16 protein-coding genes are annotated in these 16,192 nt (G+C 62.1%); 9 read left to right on the top strand and 7 right to left on the bottom strand.

From position 1 onward, the window contains the following. Positions 1–8: 8 nt before the first annotated feature. Positions 9–605, bottom strand: coding sequence for an SdpI family protein (locus YWU_RS0108105; RefSeq protein ID WP_027020085.1), 597 nt, complete (start codon positions 603–605; stop codon positions 9–11). Positions 606–723: 118 nt separating this feature from the next. Between YWU_RS0108105 and leuS the strand changes: the two genes are divergently transcribed. After that, entirely contained in the window at positions 724–3,630 is a 2,907-nt protein-coding gene (gene leuS / locus YWU_RS0108100; RefSeq protein ID WP_027020084.1) for a leucine--tRNA ligase, read from the top strand. Positions 3,631–3,747: 117 nt separating this feature from the next. Here the strand turns inward: leuS and YWU_RS15865 are convergent, their stop codons facing one another. Beyond that, positions 3,748–4,659 carry a LysR family transcriptional regulator gene (locus YWU_RS15865; RefSeq protein WP_051260174.1) on the bottom strand — a complete coding sequence of 304 codons (912 nt, stop codon included), beginning with the start codon at positions 4,657–4,659 and terminating at the stop codon, positions 3,748–3,750. Positions 4,660–5,042: 383 nt separating this feature from the next. Continuing rightward, a complete protein-coding gene (locus YWU_RS0108090; RefSeq protein WP_027020083.1) occupies positions 5,043–5,378 on the bottom strand; it encodes a cupin domain-containing protein in 336 nt (111 codons plus the stop codon). A gap of 855 nt (positions 5,379–6,233) precedes the next feature. Here YWU_RS0108090 and YWU_RS0108085 point away from each other — a divergent pair. The 8 genes from YWU_RS0108085 to YWU_RS0108045 all read left to right on the top strand — a co-directional run bounded on the left by YWU_RS0108085 (position 6,234) and on the right by YWU_RS0108045 (position 13,884). Then, positions 6,234–6,974 carry a Crp/Fnr family transcriptional regulator gene (locus tag YWU_RS0108085; protein ID WP_027020082.1) on the top strand — a complete coding sequence of 247 codons (741 nt, stop codon included), beginning with the start codon at positions 6,234–6,236 and terminating at the stop codon, positions 6,972–6,974. Between the two features lie 155 nt (positions 6,975–7,129). Beyond that, positions 7,130–7,366, top strand: a complete 237-nt coding sequence (locus YWU_RS0108080; RefSeq protein WP_027020081.1) for a heavy-metal-associated domain-containing protein — start codon at positions 7,130–7,132, stop codon at positions 7,364–7,366. Positions 7,367–7,570: 204 nt separating this feature from the next. After that, a complete protein-coding gene (locus YWU_RS0108075; protein ID WP_003862060.1) occupies positions 7,571–7,888 on the top strand; it encodes a hypothetical protein in 318 nt (105 codons plus the stop codon). 174 nt (positions 7,889–8,062) lie between these two features. Next, the gene (locus YWU_RS18175) at positions 8,063–8,278 is read left to right on the top strand and encodes a hypothetical protein (RefSeq protein ID WP_156892765.1); all 216 of its coding nucleotides are present in this window, start codon (positions 8,063–8,065) and stop codon (positions 8,276–8,278) included. 252 nt (positions 8,279–8,530) lie between these two features. Continuing rightward, the gene (locus YWU_RS0108065; RefSeq protein WP_027020079.1) at positions 8,531–10,408 is read left to right on the top strand and encodes a heavy metal translocating P-type ATPase; all 1,878 of its coding nucleotides are present in this window, start codon (positions 8,531–8,533) and stop codon (positions 10,406–10,408) included. A gap of 646 nt (positions 10,409–11,054) precedes the next feature. Next, positions 11,055–12,161 (top strand): SLC13 family permease, encoded by a 1,107-nt coding sequence (locus YWU_RS15860; RefSeq protein ID WP_205618309.1) that lies wholly within the window; start codon positions 11,055–11,057, stop codon positions 12,159–12,161. 2 nt (positions 12,162–12,163) lie between these two features. Then, positions 12,164–13,567 (top strand): acyclic terpene utilization AtuA family protein, encoded by a 1,404-nt coding sequence (locus YWU_RS0108050; RefSeq protein WP_034647500.1) that lies wholly within the window; start codon positions 12,164–12,166, stop codon positions 13,565–13,567. Next, positions 13,564–13,884, top strand: coding sequence for an AtuA-related protein (locus YWU_RS0108045; protein ID WP_027020076.1), 321 nt, complete (start codon positions 13,564–13,566; stop codon positions 13,882–13,884). Before YWU_RS0108050 ends, YWU_RS0108045 begins: the two co-directional genes overlap by 4 nt. Positions 13,885–13,984: 100 nt before the next feature. Here YWU_RS0108045 and YWU_RS18170 read toward each other — a convergent pair whose 3' ends face one another. From YWU_RS18170 to YWU_RS0108020, 4 genes are all read right to left on the bottom strand, one after another. Next, positions 13,985–14,134, bottom strand: coding sequence for a hypothetical protein (locus tag YWU_RS18170; protein WP_156892764.1), 150 nt, complete (start codon positions 14,132–14,134; stop codon positions 13,985–13,987). A 39-nt stretch (positions 14,135–14,173) separates the two neighbouring features. After that, positions 14,174–14,611, bottom strand: a complete 438-nt coding sequence (locus tag YWU_RS0108030) for a hypothetical protein (protein ID WP_027020075.1) — start codon at positions 14,609–14,611, stop codon at positions 14,174–14,176. Positions 14,612–14,657: 46 nt separating this feature from the next. Beyond that, on the bottom strand, positions 14,658–15,569 hold the full coding sequence (locus tag YWU_RS0108025; RefSeq protein WP_027020074.1) for a universal stress protein: 912 nt from the start codon (positions 15,567–15,569) through the stop codon (positions 14,658–14,660). 76 nt (positions 15,570–15,645) lie between these two features. After that, complete coding sequence (locus YWU_RS0108020) at positions 15,646–16,122, bottom strand: MarR family winged helix-turn-helix transcriptional regulator (protein WP_027020073.1); 477 nt, start codon at positions 16,120–16,122, stop codon at positions 15,646–15,648. Positions 16,123–16,192 lie beyond the last annotated feature (70 nt).

Below are 16,192 nucleotides of genomic sequence, written 5' to 3'. Positions count from 1 at the left end.
TCGTTTCTCTAGGAGGTGCCGTCGGCGCGGGTTGCTGCCCGCTGGATGGCGTCTAGGTCGACTGCGGGTGCGGTCGAAGAAGATTCGCTTCCTTGCGCCCCCGTCTCCTCAGTCCCACACCCACCACAGGTGCCACAGGTCGCACCATCGCCGCAGATGCCTCCGGCGCTCGCGGGGGCCGCCGGGCTGGCAGTCTCAGCGGAACCACCGGAGGAGCAGCAACCGCCGTCGTTGGCGGCTTCTTCGGCGGCGCGGATCTTTGCGTCGTAAAGCGCGATCGTGTGCGAGCCCATGGCGCCACCGACGCCGAGCATCGCGAGGCCACCCAGAGCCGCTACCGCGACCCACAGCCACATCCAACCGGACGTGCCCGGCTCGATAGCGACGTACGACAGGGCGGCGGAACCAAGGAACGCCACCGCAGCCACGGCCCACGGAGGGCCAGCAACACGGTGGGTGATGTCCCAGTTCTCCTTGGATTTCCGGGCCTCCGGGGCGCGGATTCCAATCCAATTGTTGCCGGGGAGCTTGGCGGACCAGGCCAGGCCCGCCACCACGGCGATAGCTGCGGAGAAAAGCAGCAGGACAAGGGGGATGGCGATCATGGAGAACACCATACTGCGCTCCCTGCGAACGGCAGAAAGGGAGGTCCCCGTGGTGAATCGGCGTGCCCCCGGCCGGTGACCGCGTCCCACCAAATGCGGCCCGTTACACTGTGTACCCATGACGACTAGCGGGAACACGCCTGGCGGCGAGGCGAATCACAACTACACCCCTGAGGTAGCTGCCTCGGTTGAGGCGAAGTGGCAGAAGCACTGGGACGAGGCGGGCACCTTCAGCGCCCCGAACCCGGTCGGCGACCTGGCTCCGGCCGAGGGCGCAGACCTTCCAGAGAACAAGCTCTTCGTGCAGGACATGTTCCCTTACCCCTCGGGCGCGGGTCTGCATGTTGGCCACCCGCTCGGCTACATCGCGACGGACGTCTTCGCGCGTTTCCACCGGATGCAGGGCAAGAACGTGCTGCACACCCTGGGTTATGACGCCTTCGGTCTGCCCGCCGAACAGTACGCCGTGCAGACGGGTGCCCACCCGCGCACCACCACTGAGGCGAACATCGAGAACATGGGTCGCCAGCTCGGCCGGCTCGGTCTGGGCCACGACAAGCGTCGTGCCTTCGCCACCACTGACCCGGAGTACTACAAGTGGACCCAGTGGATCTTCCTGCAGATCTTCAACTCCTGGTTCGACGAGCGCGAAGATAAGGCCAAGCCGATCTCTTCGCTTACCGACGCCTACTCGGACGGCTCCGTAGCCCTCCCTGAGGAATTCGCCGGACGTTCCTGGGCTGACCTGGATGGCGTTGAGCGCGAGAGCGCTCTGGAATCCCGCCGCCTGGTGTACCGCTCCAACTCGACGGTGAACTGGTGCCCGGGTCTTGGCACGGTGCTCTCCAATGAAGAGGTCACCGCCGACGGCCGCTCTGAGCGCGGCAATTTCCCGGTCTTCCGCAAGCGCCTCGGCCAGTGGATGATGCGCATTACCGAGTACTCGGATCGCCTGGCTGATGACCTGGAGCTGCTGGATTGGCCGGAGAAGGTCAAGACCATGCAGCGCAACTGGATCGGCCGCTCCCGTGGCGCCGAGGTGACCTTCGCCGGTCAGGGCCCGGACGGCACCGAGCACCCGATTGAGGTGTTCACCACCCGCCCGGACACCCTCTTCGGTGCGACGTACATGGTGCTGGCACCGGAGGTTGAGCTGGTCGATCAGCTTATCGCTGAGGAATGGCCCGCTGAAATTCCGCAGAAGTGGACCGGTGGCGCTGCCACCCCGCGTGAGGCCGTGGAGTCCTACCGCTTCACCACTTCGCAGAAGTCCGAACTGGAGCGCCAGGAAGACAAGGAGAAGACCGGTGTCTTCACCGGTTCCTACGCGATCAACCCGGTCAACGGTCACCTCGTGCCCGTCTTCATCGCTGATTACGTCCTGGCTGGCTACGGCACCGGTGCCATCATGGCCGTGCCGGGCCACGACTCCCGTGACCACGAGTTCGCTTCCGCCTTCCAGCTGCCGATCGTCGCAGTGGTCGGCGACACCGCTGCCGGCTACACCGGTGACATTGACGCTGAGCCGTTCACCGGCGACGGCGTTGCTGTGAACTCCCAGAACGATGACGACCTGCTCCTGGACGGTCTGCCGGTCGACGAGGCCAAGGCCACCGTCATTGCCTGGCTGGAAGAGCGCGGCTTGGGCAAGGGCACCACGCAGTACAAGCTGCGCGACTGGCTCTTCGCTCGCCAGCGTTACTGGGGCGAGCCGTTCCCGGTGGTCTACGACGAGAACGACGTGGCGCACCCGCTGCCGGAATCCATGCTGCCGGTGGCGCTGCCGGAGGTCGAGGACTACAAGCCGGTCACCTTCGATCCGGATGACGCCGACACCGAGCCGCAGGCTCCGCTGTCCAAGGCCACCGACTGGGTGAACGTGGAGCTCGACCTCGGCGATGGCAAGAAGAAGTACCGCCGCGACACCAACGTCATGCCGAACTGGGCAGGTTCCTCCTGGTACCAGCTCCGCTACATCGATCCGACTAACGCTGACGAGTTCTGCGATCTGGAGAACGAGCGCTACTGGACCGGCCCGAAGCCGGCTATCCACGGCGAGAATGATCCGGGCGGAGTCGACCTGTACGTGGGCGGCGTGGAGCACGCGGTGCTGCACCTGCTGTACTCCCGCTTCTGGCACAAGGTGCTCTTCGACCTCGGTCATGTCACCTCTGTCGAGCCGTATCGACGCCTCTTCAACCAGGGCTACATCCAGGCCTTCGCCTACACCGACTCCCGTGGTGTCTACGTGCCGGCCGAAGAGGTTGTCGAGCGCGACGGCAAGTTCTACCTCGGTGAGGAGGAGGTCTTCCAGGAGTACGGAAAGATGGGCAAGTCCCTGAAGAACTCCGTCTCCCCGGACGAGGTCTGCGACAACTACGGCGCCGACACCCTGCGCGTCTACGAGATGTCGATGGGCCCGCTGGACACTTCCCGCCCGTGGGCGACGAAGGACCTGGTCGGCTCCCAGCGCTTCCTTCAGCGCACATGGCGCCTGGTCGTGGACCAGGTAACCGGCGAGTTGGGTGTCTCAGACACCTCGCTTGACGACGCCGACCTCAAATCCCTCCACCGCACCATCGCCGGCGTCACCGATGATTACGCGAACCTTCGGGACAACACCGCAATCGCCAAGCTCATCGAGTACGTCAACTACCTGACGAAGCGCTACGGCTCTTCCCAGGCACCGCGTGCCGCTGTCGAACCGCTGGTGCTCATGCTCGGCCCGGTGGCACCGCACATCGCCGAGGAACTGTGGTCGCGTCTGGGTCAGGAGAATGTGCTGGCTGCCGGCCCGTGGCCGCAGCTCGAGGAGAAGTGGCTCGTCGACGACAGCGTCGAGTACCCGGTGCAGGTCAACGGCAAGGTTCGTGCCCGCATTCAGGTCGCCGCTGACGCGGACAAGGCCTTGGTCGAGTCCACCGCCCTCGCCGATGAGCGCGTGGTGGCGTACACCTCTGAGGGCACCGTGGCGAAGGTCATCGTTGTGCCCGGCAAGATGGTGAACATCGTGGTGAAGAAGTAGTCACCATAGTTTCGGCCGGCTTGTGACGTCCCCGCCACCTGCCCGATACCCCAGTTCGTAGCTCTCCCAAGAGCGCGACCTGGGGTTTCGTTATTTTTTTCCCAACGAAGCGGGGTACTAGGTGTCTAGCCATGGATCCGTGGCTTGGCGCAGCGGGCGGATGAAGTTTTCGACCGCCGCCGACGGTTCCTCGCCCTTGCGTCGGATGATGAAGATATCCCGCTCGATCGTCGGAGTGAGCGGTACGAACGAGAGCCTGGCGAATTCCATGAGTGGTTTGACCAGCTCCGGGACAGCGGTGACTCCCAGGCCGGAAGCGACTAACCCCGCCACGGTGCCGACATTGTGTCCCACCATCATCTTCTCCGTCACAATCCCGGCCTTCTCTAGAGACAGTTCCACCGGTCGGGAGATGCTGGTGAAGGACGAGAACATGATGAGTCGCTCCCCGCTGAGCATGCTCCAATCGATGCTTTCGCGCTCAGCCAGAGGGTGCTCAGGCGGCAGGGCGCAATAGAACTTATCCGCGCCGATCCGCTCGTAGGTTAGATCAGGCTCGAGGTGAGTAGTCGCGGTGATGCCGAAGTCCACTTCCCCACCGCGCACGAGGTCAACAACCTGGGCCTTGAGCGCGTCGCGGATTTCAACGCGGACATCTGGATACTTGTCGACGAAATCCCTGATGAAATTCGGCAGGTAACTTGCGGCGATCGATGGCAGGCAACTGACCGTCACGGTGCCGGATTCCCCGGCCGCCTGTCGGCGCATCTGTGCCACTCCCTGGTCGAACATCTGCAGAGTGCGTCGCATGAGCACCAGCATCTCCTTCCCAGGCAGGGTCGGCTCGACCGAGCGCGTGGTGCGATCGAAAAGCTTCACCTTCAGGACCTTCTCTAGGTCTGAGATTCGCCGGCTTAGCGACGACTGTGATAAGTGCAGGTCGCGCGCGGATTCAGTGAAACTGAGGGTGTCTCCCAGGGAAATAGCTGCCCTCAGGCGGTCCACCGTAACGAAGCTATCTATGCGCATGGCGCAATAGTCTATCCGGAATTTTCTATTGTCCACAAAAGTTAGCCCGGTCATGCTCAGTGACACAGGACACAACTATTGGTTCAAATAAGGAGTCACAGTGGATGCGCTCATAGGATTTCTCATCATCGTGGTGATTCTCGGAGGTGCTGTTGCAAACAGGAATTCCAGATAACTAACTATTTGTTAGTGTGCAGCACAACGCTGGTACCGGATCCGCCGTTTTCGTCGAGAACGCGAGTTTGCAACAGCACCCACCGTCGCATGCTGGTACAAACATCAGGGACAGGAGGCCGGTGATCGAACGGTGCCGGTCCATGGTCTCGCCGCGGAAGACGGACCCTCGGCGGGCTCAAACACCCCAGGGGAAGTCCCTATCTTTCTTATTGCTTCAGTTTGGCAATGGTGATCAAAACAGCGGAGTCCTCGATTGCCTCGAGGCTGTGCCGAGATCGCGGCACGATCAACAGATCACCGCTGCGACCTATCCAGGTCTCATCGCCCGTCCTGAGTCGGACACGCCCTTGTAGGACATAAATCGTGGATTCATCGTGATTGTCGCGCTCTCCGAGCTCGGCACCCTGACGTATCCCGACGACGGTCTGCCGCAGAATTTTTTCGTGCCCGCCGAAGACGGTATCGGCGGCACGAGCACTAGGGGCGATGACGGCCTCTTTAAGTTGCTTGCGGGCGAGGGCCTCGATCGATATTTTGTGCATATAAACAACCTTTCGGAGCCGGTCTGGGAAGCATCGAATGGTGAGGAGACGATGTTTTTGTTCATGCGCCTTCCCTGATGGCCCGAGAAGTTAGCGCAGTACGTAAAGAAGTGGACTCTGACGTGTCAGTGGTAGGGATCCTCCGTGGGCGGGCCGATGCGCAGGATAGCGGTCAGCGCTTGGTTTCGGTCACTGACATCGAGACGAGGTGGTGCACCCGGCCAGGGTGGGCGCACAGACAGCGAGGAGGGCGGCGAATCGGTTCATGGCAGATCCTTGCTTCATGTTTCTATGGTCAAACATAAAAACTACTGCATGTGACAGTAAGAGGAAAAGGGGACGTGGCCCTTTCCGGGAAGGTCGACGCGAACCCAGTATGCCGCGACCCGCACCGTCATGCGCAGCTGCTCCCGCCGGTCGGGACCCTTTTCCGGTTGTTTGATCCAGGTTAAGGAATTACTCCGGATATGGCCGTATTTTCATTACTATGCACCCATTCCATGTGCCTCCGATGAAAGGGCCTTACTGTCATGACCACTCCCATCCTCAAGCACACCACCGTGTCCACATCGGGGTTTTTCTGCCCGAGTTGCCTGGCCACCGCCTAGACCACACTCAGTGACCTGGAGGGGGTGGCCTCCGTCGAAGTGGTAGTACCGCCCGGCCATCTCGTGGTGGCCCATGACCTACAACAAGTATCTGTGGGCGAGCTCATCAGGACCGTCACCGACATCACCTCCATTGCCCACCCCTTGGCAAGCTAGTGGTGAGGGGGTGCGGCTGTCGGTTGTGTCGGAGGCTTTTGTTCCTCCGCTTCCGCGGTCATTGCTCTCCGGGCCCGATAGCATGGGGCTTATGGCCCGCAATCCCGTCCGTCACAACTGCGCCCAACCCCACCAGTGCTCCCTGGACGTGCACATGCAGGTCATGGCCCGTTCCCCGCTGACCAAGGAACTAGGCCCACAGCAGCACAGGGAACTCGACCAGCATCTGACCTCCTGGGCCTGGGCCGCGGGTGATCCCATCCTCCTAGCCGGCGAGCAGGCTCAGGGCAGCTATATGGTCGCCTCCGGTCGGGCCCGGATCACCCGGGACACCATCGATGGCCGCGAAATCACCGTCGACATCGCCGCCCCCGGGGATGTCATCGGCCCGCTGCACACCCATAGCTCCCCAGCCACTGACTCTGCCTGGGCGATCGAGACCACCTGTGCGCTCTACCTGCCCGCCGAGGCCCTGGCCGAGGTCGTGGACGCCTACCCGCAACTGGCGTTGGCGATCATACGGATGCAGCAGGATCAGTTGGCCCGGTCCCGGGAGCGTGAAACCGCCCAGGCCACCTCGACTGTCGAGCAGCGCGTGGCCGCTGCCCTCCAACACCTGGACGCCAAGCTCGGGCAAATCCGACAAGACGGATCCAGCCTGCTGCAGGTCCGCCTGCGCCGCGACGACGTGGCCGGCATGGCCGGCACCACCGTCGAGTCCGCCTCCCGGGCAATGGCGCGGATGAAGAAAACCGGTGTCATCGACTCCGGCCGCGAATGGATCGCCATTACCAACCACCAGGCCCTGGCCGACCTGGTCGCCGGCCTCTAAACGCCCACATCCCTCTCTCTTTTCCAGGACAATTTCCTGGTAGGAGAGATTTGTCGTTGTTTGATCCAGGTCAAGGAATTAACCCGGAAAGGACCGTATCTTTAAAGGTGCAAGCACAGGAACATGACGATAAAAGATGAAAGGACCTGGTTACGATGACCGCCCCGGCCACGCTGAAGAACACCACCTTGCGCTCTGATGAGTTCACCTGTCCGAGCTGTGTCGCCAAGATCGAAAACAAGCTGAATGGTTTGGACGGCGTGGAGAATGCGGAGGTGAAGTTCTCCTCCGGACGCATCCTGGTCACCCACGACCCACAGAAGGTCTCCGTACGTGACCTGGTCACCGCGGTAGCCGAGGTCGGTTACGCCGCCAAGCCGTCGGCGATCTGACGCACTCCCGACCCCACAAGCCCGCCCGCACCAGAAAGTGCCGGCGGGCCATCTGTGCCCCGGGCTACGAGCACCACAGTCTTTTTGCGATCCAGATCTCACTTTGCGGGTACTTGATGCGGATCAAGGTACTTTCTCCGGATTGTTCATAACTTAATGAGTGTCACAGAAAACACCTGATCGTCATCATGAAAGGACACCACCATGGCCGAAGTGACCTTTGCCAGTCTCCACGAGAAGATGAACTTCCTGCTCAAGGACCACGGGGTCGAGAACTTCGACGAGTCGGATCTGGACCTCGAATCCGTCTCCTCACTGCACGCCAAGGCGAACGCGTTATGCGCCGCCCACGGCGGTGACCCCTCCCGCATGGCGAACGATACCCTCGCCCAGCTGCACCCGAAGCTGGACTTCCTGATGAAGGGGCACGGCGTGGACACCGACACTGCCCGCCTAGACTTGAGCACACTGGAGGCTGTGGATGCCAAGGTCAACGCCATTGTCAACGCCCACGATCATTAGCGACTGGACCATCTTTCCGAAGTGGGAGCCGCGCTGTCCTGATGCCCACACCGACCCGTGAACGACAGGGACCGAATCTTCTCGCAAGAACTCGAGCCCTGAATACAGGCGACATCCAGGGTGCCATACGCAACGGCTACTCCCGCCTATCACAGTGTGGCGGCGTTGTACCGCGTGAGCCGTCCTGCGGGCCAGGACGACACTATCCACCTAGGACATCTCAAGGAGACCCGTGACGCCTACCAGCGACGCGTAGATGACGACCTCGCCCTGTTCCCCTCCCTTGCGGCGCCCGACCCACACGGCCGCCACCCGATCCGGGAATGGCTGAGCACTCGCACCGGCCCTCTCATGGACGCCGGCTGTACCGCCAAACCCTCGGCCTACTAAACACCCCCTATCCGAGTACCCGGGAAGGAGCGTGATCGACGCCACGTCGTCTCCACGCTAGGAACCCACCAGCACCGTGCGGTGCTGGTGGGTTCCTGGCGTTGACAGGCCACGTGGCATGCTCTTCTGCTCCACCTCGTCAGGTCGGAGGTGTGTGGGTAATTGATCCAGGTCAAGGAGGTTTCTCCGGAGTTGTCCTAACTTAATGAGTGTCACAAGAAAAAGACCCTCAAAAAGTAAAGGACACCCATCATGAAGACCTGGAAAACCTGGGGCGTGGTCGCCGTCTCAGGCCTGTTGATTATCCTGTCCTGGCTCACCCCCGCTGGGTGGCTGTCAGACGGATTCATGATCGCCGCCGCGGTGGTCGCCGGCTGGCAGATCGCCGTCTCCGCCGTCCAGGCCCTGCGCATTAGGATGATCTCGATTGACCTGCTGGTCATCGTCGCCGCCATCGGCGCGCTGTTCATCAACAACTACTGGGAATCCGCCGCCGTCACCTTCCTCTTCGCCCTGGGCAAGGCCCTGGAGAAGGCCACGATGAACCGCACCCGCAAGGCACTGTCGGACCTGGTGGACGCTGCCCCCGAGACCGCCACCGTGCTGCGCGACGGTGAGCCCGAAACCGTTGAGATCTGGGAACTGGCCCCCGGTGACGTCGTGCTCGTGAAAAACGGCGAGCAGATCCCCGTCGATGGACGCGTGCTCTCCGGTCACGGCGGGGTCGACGAGGCCACCATCACCGGGGAATCCGTACCCGCTGAGAAGGCCGAGGACTCGGAGGTCTTCGCCGGTACTTGGCTGCGCTCCGGTGTGCTGCGCATCGAGGCGATTGGCATCGGCTCGGACTCCACACTGGCCAAGATCATCCACCGTGTGGAAGACGCCCAGGACGATAAGGCCAAGACCCAGACGTTCCTGGAGAAATTCTCGAAGTACTACACCCCCGGTGTGATGGTCGCCGCCCTCGCCGTTGGCCTGATCACCCTCAATGTGGAACTGGCCTTGACCCTGCTGGTCATTGCCTGCCCCGGGGCGCTGGTCATCTCCATCCCGGTCTCGATTGTCGCCGGTATCGGACGCTCCGCTAAGGACGGGGTGCTCATCAAGGGTGGCGAATACCTGGAGACCTCCGCGAAGGTCGACACCGTGGTCGTCGACAAGACCGGCACCCTGACCAACGGCCGCCCCGAGCTGACCAACGTCGACGTCCTCGACCCTGCCTACTCGGACGATGAGGTGCTTACCCTGGCCGCCCGTGCCGAAACCGCCTCCGAGCACCCCCTGGCCGAGGCGATCATCCGCGGTGCGGAGAACAAGGGACTGACCATCGAAATGGTCGAGAAAGCCAAACCGGTCACCGGCAAGGGCATCATCGCGAAGGTCGACGACCATACCGTCGCCGTCGGTTCCGCCGACCTGCTCGACCACGCCCCGGACACCACCCGCATCCTTGAACTCAATGACCAGGGCAAGACCGCCATGTACGTCGGTGTCGACGGACGCGCCATCGGCATCGTCGCCGTGGCCGACACCATCCGTGACGACGCACCGGCCGCTATCCGATCGCTGCATGACAAGGGTGTGCGCGTGATCATGGCCACCGGTGACGCGCAGCGGGTGGCCCGCAACGTCGCCGCCGAACTCGGGGTCGACGAGGTCCGGGCCGAACTCATGCCCGAGGACAAGCTCACTATCGTCAAGGACCTGCAGGCCCAGGGCCACACCGTGGCCATGATCGGCGACGGTGTCAACGACACGCCGGCACTCGCTCAGGCCGACATCGGCATCGCCATGGGGGCTGCTGGCTCACCTGCCGCCATCGAGACAGCCGATATCGCCCTGATGGCCGACAAGCTCCCCCGCCTGCCGTACGCCCTGGGTTTGGCCCAGCGCACGGTACGCACCATGCGGGTCAATATCGCCATCGCCCTGGCCACCGTGGCGATCCTGTTGGTCGGTGTGCTGCTCGGTGGGGTGACCATGTCGATTGGCATGCTCGTCCACGAAGCTAGCGTCCTGATCGTCATCGCGATCGCCATGCTGCTGCTGCGCCCCACCCTGAAGGAAGACAAGGACAAGGCAGACGTGAGTACTGCTGACGCCGCGAAGGAGACGCTGAGCGCCTAACGACACAATCGCCACAGCCAGCCCCGCCGGTTTTCCTCCAGGTCTTCCCGGTGGGGCTTTCCCCTGTGCACCAGATCCCCGATCTCATGTAGCTGCACTGTGACTCAGAGCAGGAACTGAGGCGGGGCAAGCGGCGCAAAGCGCCACCCTTACTCTTCTCTGCACTTCACGAAACCATATGCACATCTACGCAGATGATCAATGGAGTATCCCCGCCGACAGTGCCTACGTGGAGCTGGCTGGGGAGATGTTCTCCATGCTGACCGATCCCACCCGCGACGGAACCTTGACCCCCCGGGCCCGGAACCGGGTCCACCTTCACCCTCCGCCTTCCCCTCGCCCCCACGGAGTCCACCTGATGCATAACAAGCCCCACATCCCACTTTCCCCTCCCGAGGACCACCACAACCTTCACAACCGGGACACCGATCCCCACCACCCTCCTGACGATACCCCCGAGGGGTATATGATGAGGGGTGAGGCCCCTCCCGATCCCACCAACCTATAGGAGCGCTTTCGATGACCACCCCGACTCCCCGCTTGCTGCCGCTGGCCTACGACGGCTGTGGATGCTGCGCGCCCTCTGCGCCGCCTGCGGCCACCTCCGACCCGGCGATGACCATCGCCGACGCAACACCTAGCGATCGTGGCTCATTTGGACGGAGCTGGCGCCTCGACCTTCCTCATCACTATCCCGGCGATGCTGCCGCTCTACGAGCGAATGGGAATGAGCCGATTGGTGCTGGCCACATGTGTCGCTCTCTGCGCCGGCGTTATGAACATTCTTCCGTGGGGTGGCCCCACCTTGCGTGCCGCCGCGACAGCTGACATCCCAGCGAACGAACTCTGGGGCCCGGTCATCCCAGCGCAGATTCTCGGTATCGTGCTGGCGCTGGTCGTCGCCTTCTACCTGGGTGTCCGTGAGAAGAGGCGCCTCGCACGTCTCGAGGCAGGTGACGTGAAGGCCGAGGTACCTGAATCAACCGCACGTGTCGGCGAGAACGGCATGGTTATCGTCGGACCGGACGGAAACTCCCTTGACGGACTCGGTACCGACTCGGGCTCTGGTGGGACGGATGCGGATAGTGACGATGGGGACGTCGTAAAGCAGGAAGAGCTTGAGGCGCAGAGCCTCAAGCGACCGAAGCTACTGTTCGTGAATCTGGCGATCACAGTGATCATCGTGGCAGGGCTGGTCTCTGGAATCATCGATCCGGCCGTCTGTTTCATTATTGGTGCGATCACCGTGCTGGTCGTCAATTACCCAAACCCGAAGGAGCAGGCTAAGCGAATCAATGCCCACGCCTCAGCCGCAGTGCTGATGGCCAGTACCCTGCTCGCTGCTGGAGGTCTGCTTGGAGTTCTGGCTGAATTGGGGATGGTCGAGGCGATGGCGCAAAGCGGTGCGAGCCTTCTGCCGGAGAATCTCGCTCCCGGCCTGCTAGTGATCATGGGAATCCTCGGTGTTCCCTTGAACCTCGTTTTCGGACCGGATGCATACTACTTCGGTGTGATGGGTGTCGGTGCTGAATTCGGTGTCGACGGAACTGATATCGCGATGGCATCGATCCTGGGCCAGGAGACGGTCGGCTTCCCGATCAGCCCGATGACAGGATCGTTCTACCTTCTAGTTGGCTTGGCGAATGTGAGCATCGGCCGGCATATCAAGCACGCGTTCTTCTGGCTGTGGCTGGTGAGCGTGGTCATGGTGCTGGCCGCCGTACTGATGGGAGTGATCCCGGGATGGGTGTAGATATGCGGACTGACAATGAGACACAGGTCCAGACGATCCGGCTCGGCGCTGGCGCAGGCTTTGCGGGTGACCGCATCGACCCGGCGGTGGAACTCGCTGAGCACGCGGACCTGGATTACCTGATCTTTGAATGCCTAGGCGAGCGCACCGTCTCTGCCGGTCAACTGCGCAGGCGGCAGGACCCCGACACCGGGTATGACCCGCTGCTCCTTGCACGTATCGATGCGGTCATTGACCACACCTTGGCGGCAGGCGCCACGGTGATCACCAATGCTGGCAGTGCTAATCCCCTGGCGGCTGCAGATGCGGTAGCGACGATGCTGAGGCAGCGTGGTGTCGCTCGCCCGGTGCGGATCGCGGCGGTAACCGGCGATGACGTCGGCGCGACTATCCGGGTAGTCGACCCTGACGTTTGGGAGACTGGTAAACCGGTCTCGCGGTACGCCTCGGAGCTGCTCTCTGCCAACGCTTACATCGGTGCGGACGCCCTCATCCCCGCCTTGGAACAGAACGCTGACATCGTCATCGCTGGCCGAGTCGCCGATCCGTCTCTGTATCTCGCGCCGATGATCCACGAGTTCGGGTGGTCTCGCGAGGACTATCCCCTCCTAGGAAAGGGCACGTGCATCGGTCACCTGCTCGAGTGCGCCGGCCAACTGACAGGTGGATACTTCGCGGACCCGGGCCCGAAGGATGTCCCCGGCCTGGCAACCCTCGGGTTCCCTTATGTGGATGTGGAGTCTGATGGTTCGGCAGTGGTCGGCAAACTGGAGCGTTCCGGTGGACTCCTGGACGTGCGTACTTGCCGCGAGCAATTGCTCTACGAGGTCCATGACCCTCGCCGCTACATCACCCCGGACGTAACGGCGGATTTCTCCCGCGTCGAGTTCACTGAGATCGGCCCTGGCCGGGTGCAAGTGTCCGGGGCCAGTGGCGCCGAGAAGCCAGATGCCCTCAAAGTCAGTCTAGGTTTCCGCGGCGGGTTCACCGGTGAAGGACAGATCTCATATGCCGGACCCCGCGCCGAGGAACGGGCGCGCCTCGGAGGGGAGATTGTGGTGGAAAGACTTGAGATGCTTCACGACGTACCCGCCCACCTCCTCACCACCGAACTCATCGGGACCGGATCTGCCTTCCGGGGCGCGCCGGGCGCGCGCGGCCCTCTGGCAGAACGAGAAGCGTCAGTATCGCTGATTCCGGAAGTGCGGCTGCGAGTTTCAGGCGTCGTCGACTCGAAAGAAAAGGCTGATGCTATTCGCTGGGAGGTGGAGACGCTCTATACGAACGGCCCCGCCGCTGGAGGTGGAGCACGAGGTTCAGTGAGCGAAGTCGTCGCCATTCGTGCGGCGTCCCTGTCCCGCAGTGATGTGCTGACGGACATTCACATAAAGGAGGTCACGGCATGATTCTCGACGAGATCGCGGATGTCCGCACCGGAGACAAAGGTGATGACCTGATCATCGCAGTGCTGCCACGAGAAGAAGCATCATTCGACCTGGTAACGGCGTCGGTGACCGTGGAAAAGGTGGCGGTCCATTATGGGCTGGATGGTTCAGTGGCATCGGTCAGGCGCGTGTTGATGCCGACCATTAGCGCCATGGTCTTCCATCTCGTAGGGGTCCTGGGTGGCGGCGTGACAGGCAGTAGTTACCTAGACGGACACGGCAAAACCGTGGGTTACCATTTGCTCACGCTGGAGATCGAGGGACCGAATACTGATTGATGCCAAGCGAATCGCTCGGCGTCGGCCGAACCTATCTAATACTGCTCGGGCACGTCTTGCGAATCATCAGTCGCATTGAGTGGGATCAGGACGTCTTCGGCTAGGTACATGAACGCTGGAAGCGTCGTGCGGCCACGGTTCGCTTTACCGCGAGTTTTGCCCACTTGATGAGATCTGCCGTATCCGAAGGATCCTCCCCGAAGCGGCCCAGCTTGCGGACGTCGGTCGTTGATTCGCGATTATCGGACATCGGACTCGGCTTCCTCGTGTGAGAAATCTACGGTGCGAATTAGGATAGCCCGAACATTGCGATCGAGAAGGTGCCTGTCATCCAAGCAAGGGTCCAGGGCAGCAGGACCCAGCACATCGCCAGCCATGGGCGCCAGCGCTGGAAGGAACGCCACTTGAGGTAGGTCATCCAGAAACAACCGGCGGCTCCGAAGAAGCTGATCGCTCCCGGAATCAGCGGAAATGCCAGTTCAAAGGCTCGTGAACAGACGAAGACGGACTTACCGGCGTCGCACAGGGGTCCACCGGTAATGGCACCAATGATCGCGATGATGATCGCGGTAACAACGGTGAGGCCGAAGACGCTTCCGGCGTAGATGTACGCCTGCTTGCCGGAGCGTTCGTTGCGTTCAAGACGCTCGAGAGGATCGCCGGGGGCGTCCGTGTAGGCATGTCCGGCACGGGTCGGGATGCTTTCGTTCTCGTCGTCGTTCGCCATACCTTCGACCATACGCTGTGACTTTTACCCCGCGGGCACCGGAATGTCAGGCGGTGGTGATGAGCATGGGGACGCGGCTATTGCGCACAATCTGGTTCGTCGAAGAACCGATAAATACCCGTCCGAAGGTGCCTAGGGTCGAGGAGCCCACCACCAACAAGTCGCCCTTCTTCCACTTGATGGAGCTGATCGAGGCTTCCCAGCCGTCACCGGAAGCGACTGCTGCCTCCACCTGGAGTTCAGGGTGCCTGGTCAAAGCGCGGTCTCGGCCGCGGTCGAGCAATGCCAATGCCTGCTCGTGCCACTCGACCATGAGGTCATCTGAGGTGCCATAGCCAATGTCCGAGCGGTACATTGTGGCACCGGTCGGGGTGAATGCGACTAGGCGAAGGGGGACGCTCCACTTGTGTGCGAGGTCCGCGGCCTTGGCCAGAGCCTTGTGGGATTGCGGCGTATCGATGTAACTGCAATTGACTCGCGTGACACCCCGCTTGGATAACTCCGGGTGTGAAGGAGCCAGTGCCAGTGGTCGGTTGGAGCAGTGCAGCAGTGCGTCTGCGGTTGACCCGGCACGGAAGTGTCCGTCTCGGCCGCCCTCACCGCTGGAGAGCATCACCAGGTCGGCTTCGAAGTCCGCGGCGGACCGGAGGATAGCGGTGGCCTCCGAGGAATCTTCGATGAACTCGATGGGGTCTTTGTCGAGCATCCCCTTGCGCAGGCCGCCAGTTTTCCACGCGCGCTTGATGGCGGCTGTGGTGGACTCGGTGACGTCATTGACCCATGAATCGTTCAGAGTCGAGCGGGCCAGCGACAGGAGGGGCCAGCCCCTGGACAACACCACCACGAAGCGAACGCGGACCTGGCAGGTGTGAGCGAGCCAGGCGGCGTACGCGACGGATTCAGATCCGTCTGAGCCCGGTCGCCAGGCAACCAGGATCCGCAGGGGGGCAGAAGCCATCGATTAACTCCTCGACGATCATCCGAATCGGGGTAATAGCCCCATGTTCGGGATGATTGTATCCCGTCTGGTGGAATTATTCAGCGGAGACGGATGCTGCGTAGGAATCGAGGATGTGCTTGAGCACCGGGGAGACGGTGTCTGCGACCTCGAGCTGCTCCTGCGACAGGGGGCGGAGCATCTCTGCCATCTGCTCGTCACGCTCCTTGGTGACACGCTCAAGCTCTTCACGGCCCTTGGCGGTCAGCTCCACGCGGACGCCGCGGCGGTCGGAGGTGTCCCGGACGCGCTCGACCATGCCGGCGTCTTCCAGGTGGTGCACTGCGTTGGACGCGGTAGGCATGCGAATGGCCTCGGCCTGTGCGAGCTGGTTGATGCGGCACGGTCCCAGGTTGTCCAGCGTCATCATGATGGAGAGCTGGGCGCGACTGAGCTGAGATTCCTCAGATAGTCGGCTGTACAGCAGTTCCGCCCTAGTGAGCAACGGACGCAGCTGCTGGGCGACGGTAAGCGGGGTTAGCTCCGCCGCGGAGTCATCTTTCGAGTTGGTCATGGCCGCAATCCTAACGGAAAACCACGCCTGATTGCCATGACAAAACTGTTGAGATGAAACAGTTATTTTA

The sequence above is a fragment of the Corynebacterium sputi DSM 45148 genome, from assembly GCF_000427865.1.
Taxonomy (GTDB): domain Bacteria; phylum Actinomycetota; class Actinomycetes; order Mycobacteriales; family Mycobacteriaceae; genus Corynebacterium; species Corynebacterium sputi.
Note: the sequence above shows the minus strand (reverse complement) of the source record. Positions and strands in the feature narration are given on the sequence as shown.

Coding starts and splice junctions, on each gene's coding strand:
- YWU_RS0108105 (WP_027020085.1), bottom strand. CDS start 605: ATGATCGCCATCCCCCTTGTCCTGCTGCTTTTCTCCGCAGCTATCGCC.
- leuS (WP_027020084.1), top strand. CDS start 724: ATGACGACTAGCGGGAACACGCCTGGCGGCGAGGCGAATCACAACTAC.
- YWU_RS15865 (WP_051260174.1), bottom strand. CDS start 4,659: ATGCGCATAGATAGCTTCGTTACGGTGGACCGCCTGAGGGCAGCTATT.
- YWU_RS0108090 (WP_027020083.1), bottom strand. CDS start 5,378: ATGCACAAAATATCGATCGAGGCCCTCGCCCGCAAGCAACTTAAAGAG.
- YWU_RS0108085 (WP_027020082.1), top strand. CDS start 6,234: ATGGCCCGCAATCCCGTCCGTCACAACTGCGCCCAACCCCACCAGTGC.
- YWU_RS0108080 (WP_027020081.1), top strand. CDS start 7,130: ATGACCGCCCCGGCCACGCTGAAGAACACCACCTTGCGCTCTGATGAG.
- YWU_RS0108075 (WP_003862060.1), top strand. CDS start 7,571: ATGGCCGAAGTGACCTTTGCCAGTCTCCACGAGAAGATGAACTTCCTG.
- YWU_RS0108065 (WP_027020079.1), top strand. CDS start 8,531: ATGAAGACCTGGAAAACCTGGGGCGTGGTCGCCGTCTCAGGCCTGTTG.
- YWU_RS0108050 (WP_034647500.1), top strand. CDS start 12,164: ATGCGGACTGACAATGAGACACAGGTCCAGACGATCCGGCTCGGCGCT.
- YWU_RS0108045 (WP_027020076.1), top strand. CDS start 13,564: ATGATTCTCGACGAGATCGCGGATGTCCGCACCGGAGACAAAGGTGAT.
- YWU_RS18170 (WP_156892764.1), bottom strand. CDS start 14,134: ATGTCCGATAATCGCGAATCAACGACCGACGTCCGCAAGCTGGGCCGC.
- YWU_RS0108030 (WP_027020075.1), bottom strand. CDS start 14,611: ATGGCGAACGACGACGAGAACGAAAGCATCCCGACCCGTGCCGGACAT.
- YWU_RS0108025 (WP_027020074.1), bottom strand. CDS start 15,569: ATGGCTTCTGCCCCCCTGCGGATCCTGGTTGCCTGGCGACCGGGCTCA.
- YWU_RS0108020 (WP_027020073.1), bottom strand. CDS start 16,122: ATGACCAACTCGAAAGATGACTCCGCGGCGGAGCTAACCCCGCTTACC.